Annotated in this window: 9 protein-coding genes; 6 read left to right on the top strand and 3 right to left on the bottom strand. The window is 59.2% G+C overall.

Annotated features, from left to right (window positions below; genetic code table 11):
• Positions 1-175: 175 nt before the first annotated feature.
• On the top strand, positions 176-4,528 hold the full coding sequence (locus tag CCR96_RS01850) for a mechanosensitive ion channel domain-containing protein (protein ID WP_201215590.1): 4,353 nt from the start codon (positions 176-178) through the stop codon (positions 4,526-4,528).
• Between the two features lie 133 nt (positions 4,529-4,661).
• Here the strand turns inward: CCR96_RS01850 and CCR96_RS01845 are convergent, their stop codons facing one another.
• Entirely contained in the window at positions 4,662-5,312 is a 651-nt protein-coding gene (locus CCR96_RS01845; protein WP_201215581.1) for a methyltransferase domain-containing protein, read from the bottom strand.
• A gap of 220 nt (positions 5,313-5,532) precedes the next feature.
• Between CCR96_RS01845 and CCR96_RS01840 the strand changes: the two genes are divergently transcribed.
• Positions 5,533-6,510 (top strand): universal stress protein, encoded by a 978-nt coding sequence (locus CCR96_RS01840; protein WP_201215579.1) that lies wholly within the window; start codon positions 5,533-5,535, stop codon positions 6,508-6,510.
• Here CCR96_RS01840 and CCR96_RS01835 read toward each other — a convergent pair.
• Positions 6,507-8,252, bottom strand: coding sequence for a cation:proton antiporter (locus tag CCR96_RS01835; protein WP_201215577.1), 1,746 nt, complete (start codon positions 8,250-8,252; stop codon positions 6,507-6,509). The genes CCR96_RS01840 and CCR96_RS01835 overlap by 4 nt on opposite strands.
• 206 nt (positions 8,253-8,458) lie before the next feature.
• Between CCR96_RS01835 and CCR96_RS01830 the strand changes: the two genes are divergently transcribed.
• The 3 genes from CCR96_RS01830 (at position 8,459) to CCR96_RS01820 (ending at position 11,931) form a co-directional block, all read left to right on the top strand.
• Entirely contained in the window at positions 8,459-10,039 is a 1,581-nt protein-coding gene (locus CCR96_RS01830) for a peptide chain release factor 3 (protein ID WP_201215574.1), read from the top strand.
• 115 nt (positions 10,040-10,154) lie between these two features.
• Positions 10,155-11,282, top strand: coding sequence for a hypothetical protein (locus CCR96_RS01825; protein ID WP_201215565.1), 1,128 nt, complete (start codon positions 10,155-10,157; stop codon positions 11,280-11,282).
• A 142-nt stretch (positions 11,283-11,424) separates the two neighbouring features.
• Positions 11,425-11,931: an Hsp20/alpha crystallin family protein gene (locus tag CCR96_RS01820; RefSeq protein WP_242518332.1), complete on the top strand. Its 507-nt coding sequence runs from the start codon at positions 11,425-11,427 to the stop codon at positions 11,929-11,931.
• 331 nt (positions 11,932-12,262) lie between these two features.
• On the opposite strand, the gene CCR96_RS01815 is transcribed toward CCR96_RS01820, so the two are convergent.
• The gene (locus tag CCR96_RS01815) at positions 12,263-12,865 is read right to left on the bottom strand and encodes a DUF938 domain-containing protein (protein WP_201215595.1); all 603 of its coding nucleotides are present in this window, start codon (positions 12,863-12,865) and stop codon (positions 12,263-12,265) included.
• Positions 12,866-13,144: 279 nt separating this feature from the next.
• On the opposite strand from CCR96_RS01815, the gene CCR96_RS01810 reads away from it, so the two are divergent.
• The gene (locus tag CCR96_RS01810) at positions 13,145-14,242 is read left to right on the top strand and encodes a hypothetical protein (RefSeq protein WP_201215563.1); all 1,098 of its coding nucleotides are present in this window, start codon (positions 13,145-13,147) and stop codon (positions 14,240-14,242) included.

The following is a 14,242-nucleotide window of genomic DNA, read 5'->3' as shown; positions in this document are numbered from 1 at the left end:
GCACAGATGGACATCCGGCATCAAAAACGACGTAAAGATATTGAGCGATATTACAAAGGAAACGATCCTGATAGCGCGAATGATACTGGTTGAGCTAGGGGCTCGGAATTAATCTAACAAAGTAGTATTAGGCGGCATCAGTATTGGTCTGCGCTCCTTCAAGATGGCTTGTCTGATGTTTCTGTTTTTTAGCATCCAGACGAGTGTCATGGCACAGGAGGAACCTACCAGAGAAGAGATTCGAGTCGTTCAGCAACTACTCTTGGATGATGGCTATATTATTGACTCAGTTGATGGACTGCTGGGTGCGCAGACCATCAGAACAATTCGGCAGTTCCAGCGTGAAAATGATCTTGATGTTAGTCCATATATCGATGTATCAGCGATTGAGGATATTAAAGGGTTCTTTCAGGGGCGTTCAGGTGGGGAGGTGAATTCGACTGATGAGTTGGATTCGACGAGTAAATCAGGCGAATCAGGCGAGTCGAGCGAATCAGACGGGTCAGGCGGATCAGGCAAACCAAGCGAATCAGACGAATCAGACGAATCAGACGAATCAGACGAATCAGGTGTATCAGGTGAGTTGGGCGAGTCAAGCGAACCAAGCGAGTCAGCTCAAACAACGCAATCAGCTCAAACAACGCAAAAAATATTCTCTTTGCCATTACAAGTTGCTAGCCTTGAGTCAGGATATCATGAGCTCAGCAATGAAGAGCTATTAAAACAAGCTACGGAAATCTACCGTCAAGAGGAAAACCGCTTTAATGCCAAGCGGCGGCTATTACAACAGCTGAGGACTTTATATCGACAGGCTGAGCAAGCTAACAAAATCTATCTGCAATCGATTGAACAGCAACCGGTCGTTATCCTGGAAGATGCGGTAGCGTCCGATACGGAGGCCCCAGGAGCCACAGGATTGGCAATGGCTGTACAAGGCCCGCAAATCCAAGAACAGCTTAGCATCGCCGACGCTGAGCAGCAGCTTGAGGGTTATCAGAACCAAGTTAAGGATATCAGTCGACAGATCGAGATCCTTGAGCAGGTCATGGCGCAAAATGAGGTGACTCAACAAGCCGCAGAGGCGTTCTCTCTTGCGTTGCGAAGACTCCACGTCATCGTGCTAGAGATCGATCTACGAGTCGCGGATGGAACCTTCAAGGAGGAAGTCCCGCCATTCTTAACAGAAAGCCTGCTCAGTCAGCAGTCACAACGACTCGAAGCACTGCGTGAGCGTCTCGTTGCGTCTCAGAAGGCGAATCGCGAGCAATTACAGATCCTCCAGACCCATCTTGAGCGTATCCAGCAATCTGTTGCCGAGGCGGAAACGGCGCTGACAGCGATGCGCGAACAACAAGAACAGCTCAGTGAAGCGCAACGTTTTGAAGAAGCGTATCGCGATAAGACTGATCAGGCTGTGAGCCAAGAGCTCGCCGAGCTAGAGAACGAGCGGATCTCCTTGCAAGGTGGAGTGCGACTCTCGCTGCTTGGTCTGCAAAGGGGGCTCGCGCAACTGGATGGAATTGAGGAGGCGCTTGAGCCTCTACCCAGTGATGCAATGGCCTCACTCGACAGCGGATTATCGGCTTCTGAGACGCAAGAGTCTATTGATGCCTTGAAGGCATTGATTACAGGTTACGAGTCTCGGCTTGTCGAGCTGAACGGCTATGAAGAAAGACTGGCCGAGATTGCCGAGCTGACTGAGGTTGTCAAAGCGGAAACAGGCATCTTGCAGGAGCATCTTAAAAAGATGCGTCTCTTGGCTGAACTGCTTGGGACAAGAGGCGCGGCACTTGGGAAAGACGTTGATCTAGATCGCATTGCACAATATAACGCATCAATACAAGAGAGTGTGCAGGAGATCGATGCAATTAGCCAAGGCGTTACTGAGCAGTCGGCTGCATTGGAAACACGGTTGGAGGAGATTCGGTTAGCGCATGTCAAGGCAAACCAACGTCTTGCAGATTTAGAGCAAACATTGGCATCGGCAAGACAGGCGCAGGAATGGCAACAAGAGCTGACCGAGCTCGACGGTGAAGGCTTGATCGCTCGTTTTGTCAGTGATGCTGAAACCTTGGTGGCGCAACGCCAAACGCTCGACGAGCAGCGGCAGGTGATCGGTGAATTGTCGGAGCAAGCGGCAGCGCTGCGCAAGACGATTGATACGTTCACGGACCCCTTAGTCAAGATGTCAGATGCCTCTGTGCAGCAGGAAAAACAGAGAATCCAAGAGACGCTCTACGACCTCTCGGGCTTGGAGTCGCCAGCAACATCTGGTGCACCATTGGCGACGGTTCAGCCCAACGCTGAAGCATCGGCAGCGGCAGATGAGACCAAGGCGGATTCCGAGGAATCGGAACAGAAGCAGGTAACAGAGCAAGAGGTAGTCGATGTTCAGCAGCCTGGCAGCGGGGGGTTATCGGCTGACGTTGCCGGCCTTAAGGCGTTCCAAAACCTCCTCTCCACGCGACAGCAGAACGGGCAGGCGCGCCAAGAAGACCGCACGCAGCTCATCGAAGTGCTTAATGCACTCGAAAAAGCACAAGCGGAGTTTATTGATGCTCTGTCTGAGATTCATCGACTTTCGCTGCAACAATATGCCACGGCCGTTGAGCTCAAGAAACAGCTCGGGCGTGGCGATTTAGCTCCGGAGCAAGCGCCTGAGGGGTTGATCGGTGCGCTTGCCAAGGCGCCTATCGAGGCATTGGAGGCAGAGCTGAAGGAGCTCATCAATCGTCGGTCTCATGTTCGTCTTCGCCTTTCCCGTTTGGCAGCAGAGGACCCAGCTCAGACCGAGCGAGATGAGCTGGCCGAGACGCTGCAGTCGCTCGTTGGACAAAGGCTTGATCTCTTGGCCGATATTCAGCGCCTTGAGGATGAGCGCACAACAGATCAAGAGCAGTTGACTGAGGGCGAGCGCCAAAGACTTGAACAGCAGGCTGAGAATCGCATGCGTGCGGGGAGCGGTTTCTTGGAATCAGCGCTGGGCTTTCTGCCATCGGAGCGAGCAGAAGAGTTGACAGAGCTGATGCGTAGCCATTACCAGGAGCTGGTGATGGTGGAATCTAAGCAAGCCTTGTTGGCTACTGAGCAAGAGAAGGTGGCCTATTTACTCCAGCTGGTGCGAGATGATCAGCAAACCGTTAGCGACTATCTGCCCATGCTACGGGCTCAGTTGAAGGCATTAGAACGGGAGCAAGAGGGTGCCTGGGTGCGGTTACGCGCGCAGTTTCAGCCCGATGAGGCGGAAAAGTTATTGGCTGATTATGCTGAACGCACCGGCCAACAGCTAGAGCTTGCGCCCGCTATCTTGGAGCAGGATCGGGCTGAGTTTGTCGAAGAAGCGAGCAATCAGCTGCTATCGCATCATGCGCAAATGCTGGCCTTGCAGCAATGGATTGCACTGTTTGAGCAGAGGCAAGTGGATACGCTTGTGCGCGAAATCGCGCTGTATCAGGAGCGAGAAGGTGAGATTAGTGCGTTGGATTTAGCATTACAGCGCCAGGTCAAGCGGCTCTTGGGACATACGGATGAGGAATTGGCTGCGCTGGCTGAGAGTCAGCGTCCCAGTACCCAGCTCGAAAAGGCCTATTTTCTTGAAGGTGAGCTTGGGGTTGAGCATGAGCAGCGCACTCAGGCGCGGCTCCGCGCCCTGTTAAAGGTGGTTGTAGAGATCCTAGTGATCATCGGGTTCGCCTGGCTATTGATTGCTGGGGTCAAGCGTCTCGTCGACCGCAAGGTTCGTGATTTGGAGATGTCGGGTGCGCCTGAAAGTACGCACACGTTGTTTGCACTCTCCTTTGGCTTTGCTGCCTTTCGCATTCTGGTGTTGGTTCTTGCCTTTATGCTGGTACTGAGTAGTCTTGGCTTCAATATCGGCGTCATTTTGGCAGGTCTTGGTATTGGTGGATTCGCGATTGCAATTGCCGCGAAAGAGACCTTGTCTAATCTGATTGGCGGGATTACGTTGTTTGTTGAGCGCCCATTCCGCATTGGTGACATTATTCAGATTAGTAATGACATCAAACTCGGTGAGACTGAGTTTGGTCGAGTTGAGAGTGTCTCATGGCGAACGACGCGAATTGCTAACGTAATGAACTATAACATTACGATGCCCAACAGCCGAGTCGCGGAGTCTGCGATCATCAATTACACGCATCAGATGCCACTACGCGACTTTACTCATGTCTATGTGTCGCCAGCCTATGATGTTCGCAAGGTGCTACTCTTGATTACTGCCGCTGTGGATGAGTGTCAGTTGATTCGGCAGGATATGCAAAAGCAGATATTGGCCGTGGGTACGGAAGTGGCCGGCGAGATAGTGTTGACAAAATACGAAGTGCGTTGGTATACGGATGTGACCTATATTGCTCGTGCTCGTGTATTAACCGAGTTCTGGGACCGTATTTCTCAGAAGTTCTCTGCATCTGGTGTACCGCTGGAATATATTGCGCGTCGCTCGACGGTCGAACCGAAGTCGGACTCGAGCAATCGGGATGTCCCCAATGCGCTCTTGGAGAGAGAGCGCTGACATCGTGAGCCAAGTCGACTGTATGTCGCTCTAATGGCTATTCTCCAATGGATCTTGTTGTATCCGCTGCGCGGACGCAAACGATTGGTGATGATGGCAGGGCAAGGATGGGGTGGCTTTCAGCGGTGTGATGCTAGAGAGGCTGACGCCGAAACAGCGCCATCTGGCTAGCACCGCCACAAGCCGGATGCACGCCACCGATGTCCCGGTGGCGCAGCCCATAGCCATGCCGTTGTGCAACACCGCGCGTCCAGTGCTGGAACCGCGGGCGGTCCCATTCGAAACGATGGTCGGGATGGCGAAAGCGGTTCGGTGGCACCTCAAGTAGTGGGTTGTACTCGGCATTCGGGGTGGTGATGATCACCGTTTGCGGGCGCATCCGGGCAAAGATTGCTTGCTCCACTTGGGCGAGATCCCGGGGGTCGATGTGCTCGATGGTCTCGATCAGGAGGACGCAGTCGAAGCCGAGGAGGCCCGCGTCGGGCTCGGTCAGCGAGCCGTGCCGCAGCTCGATCCTGTGACCTTGGCGTTCGCTGCCTCGCGTCCTGGGTGACTCGGTGCTGATCGAATCGAGCCGCAGCCGCGCCTGCTCAAGACAGCGGGCATCCAGGTCGAGCCCTAGGATGTGCTCAAGTCTCGGCTCCTGCGCGAGTCGCACGAGCAGTTCCCCCTCGCCACAGCCAAGGTCGAGCAGACGACGGGCGCCGCTTGCTCGCACGGCGTCGATGACGGCCTCGAGGCGCTCTTCGTGCAGTACTGTGATGGCTTCTTGATTCCAGTGCATCAATGTCAACGATGGGGTTCAATGAAGGTTCACTATGCCCTTCGAGGCTAGAATGTTGTCAACAAGATGTTGTCAACAGGATGAACAGCAGATGGCGCACGCCTGCTTGAGTCCCGTTTATCGTTTATCTTGGGGCTGGATTGCTTGAGGCTGGACCGAGAGACTTGGCGAAGCGACTGTTAGCCAAGACACGCATCCTTTACCGAGGCGCGGATCAGTGATGAAGCACTTTACCAATATCCTCTATGTCTTGGATCAGGAGGCCGAGCAACCTTGCGGTCTGGAGCGTGCCGTCGCGTTAGCGCGTGGCAATCAGGCCCGGCTCAAGGTGGTATCAGTGATCGAGTCGCTGCCGGCTGGAACACCATTGGAGGGTCTGGATCTCACCACCGATGATCTGCAAGCGGCGAGCCTTGCTGAGAGTGAGCGTTGCCTAAACGCGCTGGTCGAGCCGCTGCGAGAAACGGTCGCGATCGAGACCAAGGTGCTGACCGGGAAGCTCTTTCGCGAGGTAATTTGGGAGGTGTTGCGACACAACCATGACCTGGTGATGAAGTGCGTTGGTTACAAGCCGCCGATGGCCGCGCTGTTCGGCAGTGAGGATCTGCATCTACTGCGCAAATGTCCCTGCCCGCTCTGGCTGGGACGTCCGCAGGACGCGTTGAATTACCGCCGCGTGTTAGCGGCGGTCGATGTGGCGCCGCTTGGGCCTAACAAGGAACAAGCGCAGCAGCAGGCGCTGAATGCGACCATCCTGGATTTCGCGGCCGCGCTGGCGACCTCGGAGTTTGCCGAACTGCACGTCGCGCACGTTTGGACCGCGCTCGGCGAGCCGATCTTGCGTGGAGGCATGATCGCCACACCCGCCGAGACCAAGATCGATGCCTACATCGAGGCCGAGCGTCGCCGCCATAGCCAGGCCCTGGAACGGGCGCTCGCGGATCTGGAGGTGCGAGCTGGGACCGAGACCATGCAGTGGCTCAATCCCGTGCGGCATCTGCCTAAGGGTTCTCCGCGCGAAGAGCTGCCCGCGCTGGCGACGCGCATCGATGCCGACATCCTGGTGCTGGGGACGCTGGGGCGTACGGGGGTTTCCGGACTCTTGATCGGCAATACCGCGGAGGCGGTGCTCCAACGGATCGACTGCGCGGTGTTGGCGGTGAAGCCTGAGGGTTTCGTCAGCCCGGTCGCCGCCTAGCGGCCTTCAGCGGTGCGTTTGCGCTGGATGTCGATGATGTTATCAGCGGCGAAATCCACCGCATCGCGGAACGGGTAGAGGATGATCGGCGCACCGGCACGCCAGAGCTGGGCGCCGCGGGCCTCGTCGCGTGCGACCACGGCGATCTCGCCGTTGAAGCGGCGCTCCGCCAAGGCCTGCAGCAGCATCCGATTCGAGTCGATATCCGGCAGGGTGCTGATCACCCATTGCAAGCCATCCAGCGGCAAGGTGTCGAGAAAGGCGGGGTCATGGCCGTCGCCAAAGCAGACCGGGAGTTCGTCTTGCGTGAGATGGCGCACCAGATCAGGGTCACAATCAACCCCGAGCACGCGCATGTCCGCAGCGCTCAAACGCTTCGCCAAGCGCAGCCCATAGCGGCCGAGGCCAAGGACCAACACCTGTGGGCGCAGATCCGCTGAAACCTGCGCCTCGGCGGCGATCTCGCGGAAGGGCGTGCGCCGCTCGAAGACGCCGAGCAGCGGCGCCAGCAACCGATACAACGGCTGCGAATACAGGATCATATAGGTCGACAGGGTGATGGTGACGATGCCGACCAGGGTGGTCACCCCAAGCGCCTGGACGCCGATGTGGCCGAGTCCAATGCCCATGGCGATGAAGACGATCGAGAACTCGCTGATCTGCGCCACCGTCAGGCCGGCCAGGAAACCGGTGCGCTTGCGGTAGCCCATCACGCCCATGATGGTCATGACGATCAACGGATTGCCGATGAGCACGAAGAGCGAGAGCAGGATGGCCGGCAAGATCTCGGCACCCAGGGTTGAGAAATCGAGCTCGGCGCCCAGGTCGACGAAGAAGAAGAGCAAGAGGAAATCACGGATACCGCTCAGGCGTGCGCTGATCGCCTCGCGGTAGACGGTGGAGGCGAGCGAGAATCCGGCCAGGAAGGCACCGGCCTCCTTGGAGAAGCCGACCCATTCGCCGAGCGCCGCCAGCCCGGTGCCCCAGGCGATGGCGAAGATCAGCAGCAGCTCCTGCGAGCGCGCCATGCTGCGCAGCAGCGGCGGGATCAGATAACGCATGAGCAGGAACATCAGCAGCGCCGCGCCGAGGATGCGGGCGGCGAGCGAGACGGCGATCTCCCAGACCGGTGCGTCGCCACCGGCGCCGAGCGCGCTCATCGCCATCATCGCAACCACCACGGCGATGTCCTGCACGATCAGGAAGCCGATCGCGATGCGCCCGTGCAAGGCATCCAGCTCCCCCTTGTCGGAGAGCAGCTTGACGATGATGATGGTGCTCGAGAAGGTCAGGGCGACGGCGATATAGAGCGCCTCGACCACGCCTTTACCGAGCGCCAGGATGAGCACGAAGCCAAAGACGATGGTGAAGGCGAGCTGGCCCAGGCCGGTCGCCAGCGCCACCTTACCGATGTCGCGCACGCGCGTCAGATCGAGCTTGAGCCCAACGACGAACAGCAGCACCGAGACGCCGATCTGTGCCAGCACGCTGACCTGATCGTGCGATTTCACCAGCTCGAACCCAGCCGGCCCAACCGCGATACCGACGATGATGTAGGCGATCAAGACCGGCTGGCGCAGTCGCACCGCGAGCGCGCCGGCTGCCGCCGCGAGGACCAGTAGCAGCGCTAGCTCGGTGAACGGATCGAAGGCCGGTAGGCTAATGGGCAGGCTAATCGGCAGGCTAATGGGCAGGCTAATGGGCAGGCTAATGGGCAGGCTAATGGGTAGGCTGAGTGGCATGGATTCGCACATCTTGAGGGCCAATTCATACACTAGCACGTGCAGTGATCGGGATGGCAGCGAGGGCGGTGATCCGGGCACCGGTTCAAGTAAGGGGCAGGGCGGAGCCGGCGGGCTTTGAAATCGTCAGGTTCTGATGCTGCCGGAGCCAAGCCTCGGTTACACTAACCGGTTTTGCGACGCGCCAACCCAGGCAGCTAGAGATCATGTCCCAGCTGGAAGAACAGCTCCACCGCCGGCGTACCTTTGCGATCATCTCGCATCCCGATGCCGGTAAGACCACCCTGACCGAGAAACTGCTGCTGTTCGGCGGCGCCATTCAGCTCGCCGGCACCGTCAAGGGCCGCAAGGCGGCGCGCCATGCGACCTCCGATTGGATGGAACTCGAGAAGCAGCGTGGCATCTCGGTGACCTCCTCGGTGATGCAGTTTCCGTATCATGAGTCGATCGTCAACCTGCTCGATACCCCGGGCCATGGCGACTTCTCCGAGGACACCTATCGCACCCTGACCGCGGTCGACTCGGCGCTGATGGTGATCGATGTCGCCAAGGGCGTTGAGGAACGGACCATCAAGCTGATGGACGTCTGCCGGCTGCGCAGCACCCCGATCCTCACCTTCGTCAACAAGCTCGATCGCGAGGGGCGCGATGCGATCGAGGTCTTGGACGAGATCGAGCAGGTGCTGCAGATCCAATGCGCGCCGGTGACCTGGCCGATCGGCATGGGCAAGCGCTTCAAGGGGGTCTACGACCTGCGCCATGATCGCACCCATCTGTTCAGTGCCACCCATGGCGGCAAGATCCAGACCGGCGAGGTGATCGACGGGCTCGATAACCCGCGTATGAATGATCTGCTCGGCGATCAAGCTGATGAGCTGCGCGAGGAGCTGGAGCTGGTGCAAGGCGCGAGCCATCCGCTGGATCTGGATGACTATCTGGCTGGCAAGCAGACGCCGGTGTTCTTCGGCTCGGCGATCAACAACTTTGGCGTCAAGGAGCTGCTTGATGCCTTTGTCGAGTACGCCCCAGCACCGTTGCCACGTCCAACGCGTGAGCGGCTGGTTGCGCCAAGCGAGCCGAAATTTACCGGCTTCGTCTTTAAGATCCAGGCCAACATGGACCCGGCGCATCGCGACCGCGTCGCCTTCCTGCGCGTCTGCTCGGGCAGCTACAAGAAAGGCATGAAGATGCGCCATGTGCGCATCGGTAAGTCGGTGCAGGTCGCCAATGCCATCACCTTCCAGGCCGATGAGCGGCGGCAGGTCGAGGAGGCCTGGCCGGGTGACATCATCGGTCTGCACAACCATGGCACCATCCAGATCGGCGATACCTTCAGCGAGGGCGAGGATCTCAAGTACGAGGGCGTGCCCTATTTTGCCCCGGAGCTGTTCCGGCGCGTGGTGCTCAAAGACCCACTGAAGACCAAGGCGCTGCAGAAGGGCGTGCTGCAGCTATGCGAGGAGGGTGCGACCCAGGTCTTTCGACCGCTGAAGAACAACGACATCATCCTCGGCGCCGTCGGTGTGCTGCAGTTCGAGGTCGCCGCCTATCGGCTCAAGGGTGAATACGGGGTCGAGGCGGTGGTTGAGGCGATCAGCGTCAATACCGCTCGCTGGGTCGAGTGCGATGACCCGAAGATGCTGGCGCGCTTCCAAGAGAAGGCCTACGAGAACCTGGCCTTGGATGGCGATGATCAGCTGGTGTATCTGGCGCCGACGCGGGTCAATCTGGATCTGACTCAAGAGCGTTGGCCGGAGATCCGCTTCCTGGCGACGCGCGAGTTATGAGGTTTGCCCAAGTGTGAGGTTTGCCCAAGGCGTTACAAGGCGTTAGGCGCTTTCCGGCACAGAGAGACACAGATCCTTGCGGTTGCTATCCATCCAGCCTGACTGAGGTCCAGCGATGACCGAGCATGCGAGGCAAGTTGATCCCGGGTTGAGGGTGCTTGCGCCAGGTCTGTTTGGGCCCGTCCCGTTATTGCCCGAGCAGGCGTTGGCAACACCTGCGTTGGATCTGGTGCTCAAGCGTGGTCGGCTTCAGCGCACGTCTCAGTCCGATCCTGATCCACGGGCCTCAGCCCAAGCCCGGAACCAAAGCCAGAACCAGAACCAGAGCCACAGCCAGTCCGAGCCAGCCAGCCCGACCCAGCATCTGCTGCAGCTCTTCGGTGCGGCCTCGAGCGCGCCCTATGCGCGTGCCGTGGATGATCCGCGCTGGGATCGGCAGGGTGTGGTGCTGCAGGCCGATCCGGTGCATCTGCGCGCGGATCGCGATCAGCTGCGGTTGTTCGACGCCCGTCATCTGGGGATCAGCCAGGCCGAGGCCGATGCGCTGGTGGCGGAGGTCAACGCGCATCTTGCCGAGGATGGCTTGCGGCTGCTGGCGCCGGTGGCCTCGCGTTGGTATCTGCAACTGCCTGAACCGCCGCGGCTGGAGACCCATCCGCTGGAGAGGGTGATCGGCCGCCACATCGATGGCTTCTTGCCGACTGGCCCGGATGCGCGACGCTGGGCGGCGCTGATGAGCGAGCTGCAGATGTTGCTGTTTCAGTCACCGGTGAATGCGGCGCGGCAGCAGCGTGGGCAACCGGCGGTGAACGCGCTCTGGATCTCGGGCGCTGGACGCTGGCAGCCACTGGCGATGGACTCTGGGGGGCCGCAAGCCTGGTCGCGACTCTGTGCCGATCAGGCGTTGGCGCGGGGCTTGGCGGCGGCCGCCGGGCTCGAGGTCTTGCCGGCCGCGGCGCCCGCCGATCAGCCGGGCACCTTGCTGGTCGCGGATGACATGGCGGACGGCTTGCTGGATGCCGATGTCGACGCTTGGTTGACCGCGGTGGCGCGCTTGGAGGCCCGTTTACAGGCGGCGATCAACGCGCTGCGGGGGCGGCGGCTGGCCGCGATTGAGCTGGATCTCTGCGATGGCCGCTGCTGGCGGGTGTCCCTTGCCGGGCTGCGTCAGTTCTGGCGTCGTGGTCCCTCGTTAAGGCAGCGCGTCATTGTGCATCCTACTGTGCAATCAGGGTTTTCCTGATCTTTTCCGACCTTGCGACCTGGTCTTTTCTGGTCTATGTTTAGAATGAAGGAAGGGGAAAAGGAGTCTGATGAGTCGGGATCGCAAAGGGTAGGAGTGAGGTAAGGAAGCAGCAAGGGCGCGGCAAAGAAGGAGGCTGACCATGAACACGAAAGAGAAAGCACTGAAGAGAGAAGAGCGACAAGAGGCCCAAGCACTGCAAGCACGGGAGAACCGTTGGTTCGAGGAGATGGATCATCTGTTTGATCGCATGATGCACCGCGGTGTGCTGCAGCCGTTTCGGAGTCTGTGGCCGGATTGGGCGCCATTCCAGCCGGATCTTGATATTCGTGTCCCGCGTGTGGACATGATCGATCGAGACGATGAGCTGCTCATCCGCGCGGAGGTGCCGGGTATCGACAAGGAGGCGCTCCAGCTTGATCTGGCGGGTGATCTACTGACCATCCATGGTGAGCGTCACCATGAGGAGACGCGGGACGGTGACCATGTCTACCGCTCCGAGATCGTCCACGGGGCCTTTAGTCGGACCATGCGGTTGCCGACAGGGCTCGATACCGAGGCCATTGAGGCCAGCTTCAAGAACGGCATCCTTGAGGTCCATCTGCCGAAGTTAGAGCAGACCAAGCGGCAGAAGATTGAGGTCAAATGACCTCAATGAGCGGTCCAGTGATCCGCACGGCGATCGTCAGATCGTCAGTCGGCCCGGCAAGCGTTTGAGCCAAGCCTTGATTGACGATCTGGATTGACGATCTACCTGTGTCGAACTTGAGTCGAACTCAACTCAAGCCGACCTCAAACGCACCAACCTCGAACAGTCGACCCGGAACCTGAGCGTCCCGGGATCGGATCGTTTCCAATGCGGCCTGTTCGATCAACTGACGGTTGGTCGCTCAGCCGCCCCGCCCCTTGGCCCCTTGGCCCCTTGGTCGTCGATGCGTCGATGTCTAGCTCAGAGTCGATGCTCTAGCTCCGTCGATGCTCTAGCTCCGGCGCCAGACCAAGGTACGATTGTTGACTGGCATGGCGATATCGGCCTCCAGTGAAAGACCGGCGGCAGCGGCAAAGTGCTCGAGGTCGCGGCGGTCGCGTACACCGCTGAGGGGGTCGCGCAGGCGCAGTGAGCGGTCGAAGTAGGCATTGCTCTCGCTATTGTGCTGGCCATCGAGGCTGAAGGGGCCGTAGAGTATGAATAGGCCTTGGCGCGGCAGCAGTGCGCCAACGCCGGTAAACATCCGCTCAACCTGTGCCAGTGACATGATGTGCGCGGTATTGGCGCTGTAAATCGCGTCATAGTCAGTGCCGCTGAACGCGTCGATCCAGTCGGCATCGACGTCGAGTTCTAGCGGGGTAGGTAGGTTTGGCAGTCCTGCCTCCTCGATCCACAGCCTGATTCCGGGCAAGTGATAGGCCACATCGGTGCATTGCCAGCGCAACTGCGGCAAGGCAGTGGCGAAGTGGACGCCGTGCTGACCGGTGCCGCTGCCAATCTCGAGGACCGAGCTTGCTGATGCCAACCTGGGTGCGATGACCTCAAGGATCGGCTGCTTGTTCTCTTCGCTGGAAGGAGAGAAGGGTTTGTTCATCATGCCTGAGGTCGCTCGTTCGATTTGCCGATGGGTCAAGATCGTCGATGGGTCAAGAGCGTCGTGGCTGCCGTTGTGTCGGTGATTTAAGGCTCGAGGGTTGCTTTCGCAACGGGCATCCTGAGTTGGGCATCCTGAGTTGGCGCTGATCCCGGTGGCGCGGATCAGCTATGATGGGCGTCTGCTGGCCGTTCACTGATTCCAGCCTGATCACCTTCCAGCCTGATCACCTCTATTAGAGTCCTGATAAACCTCCGTTACCTCCGTGATGAGACATCGATGCGTGCAACGCTCCTGAGCCCTGTGCTGATCAGCATCGCGCTGCTGGCGGCCTGTGCCACTGGTGACTTGCGCGATGAGGGCAGCAATGCGCTCAAGGCGCCGGGCGCGATGCGCGCTGACCGCGCGACTGTCTCGGAGAACGGAGCGACTGTCCCTGCGGGCCGACTGGGCGCCGGCTCGACGGGCGGAACGACCGCCTCAGTGACCTTCGAGACGGGCGCCCCTGAGGGCCAGCGAGGATCAGGCGAGCCGCCGATCTTGCCGAACTCAGGCTACCTATTTGATCAGGATATGCTCGATAAGGATCGATTCGATAAGGGCGTGCTCTACGCAATGGCCTATCTTCCCTCATCGAGCGGCGTCGAGACCGAGCGCGCCAACAGCCTGGCGCAGCTCTATGCGGATGCCCGCCCCGGCTATGATCTCTATACCTTTGTCCTCGGTGGTCCGGTTGGGCCTCAGCCGGGTGCCGAAGCAGCGGCCTACGATGAGCTGCTGCGCGTGATTGAGACCTATGTGCTTGGAAACCCTGCTGAGTCGGGCGCGGCGCGCGGGCAGCATGGCTTCTTGATCCAGGTCGATCCTTTGCTCGATAGTCAGTTCGATGCTGGGCTGTCTTCTGATGCGGGGTCAGAGGCTGAACAAGCTTCCGACGCGGGATCATCCGGTGCCTCGCTGGCGGAGCGCGCGCGGCCTGGGCTCTCGCTGCAGATGCAGGTGGCGTTGGCTCGGCAACTGCGGGTGTTTGGTCATGTCGAGTTGGCGGACAGGCTTGAGTATTCGAGCGGCCCGTTCCTGGTCTCCAGCCTGCGACCGGCGTTGATCCCGATGTCAGAGCAGGTGCCGTTGCTGATCGTCGATCTCCACAAGCTTGGGCCTGAGTACATGGTCTCACTAATCGACGCTTATGATCGACCCATCCCCGGCGAGCTGCGTGGTCGTCCGGAGAGCCTGTCGGCGATTGGACGCCGCGTGCAGGGCATGTTTCCCAATCAGCGCCTCGATAAGGGGGCTGAGCCACCGCCTTCGGGAACCTGGATTTGGCTGATCGGTGAGCCCGGCCTGAGCCTTGCGTCGGCGGCTGCGATTTTTTGA

Source organism: Halochromatium roseum (genome assembly GCF_016653315.1).
GTDB classification, from domain to species: Bacteria; Pseudomonadota; Gammaproteobacteria; order Chromatiales; family Chromatiaceae; genus Lamprobacter; species Lamprobacter roseus.
The sequence above is the reverse complement of the archived record's forward strand: the minus strand, read 5'-3'. Positions and strand labels throughout refer to the sequence as shown.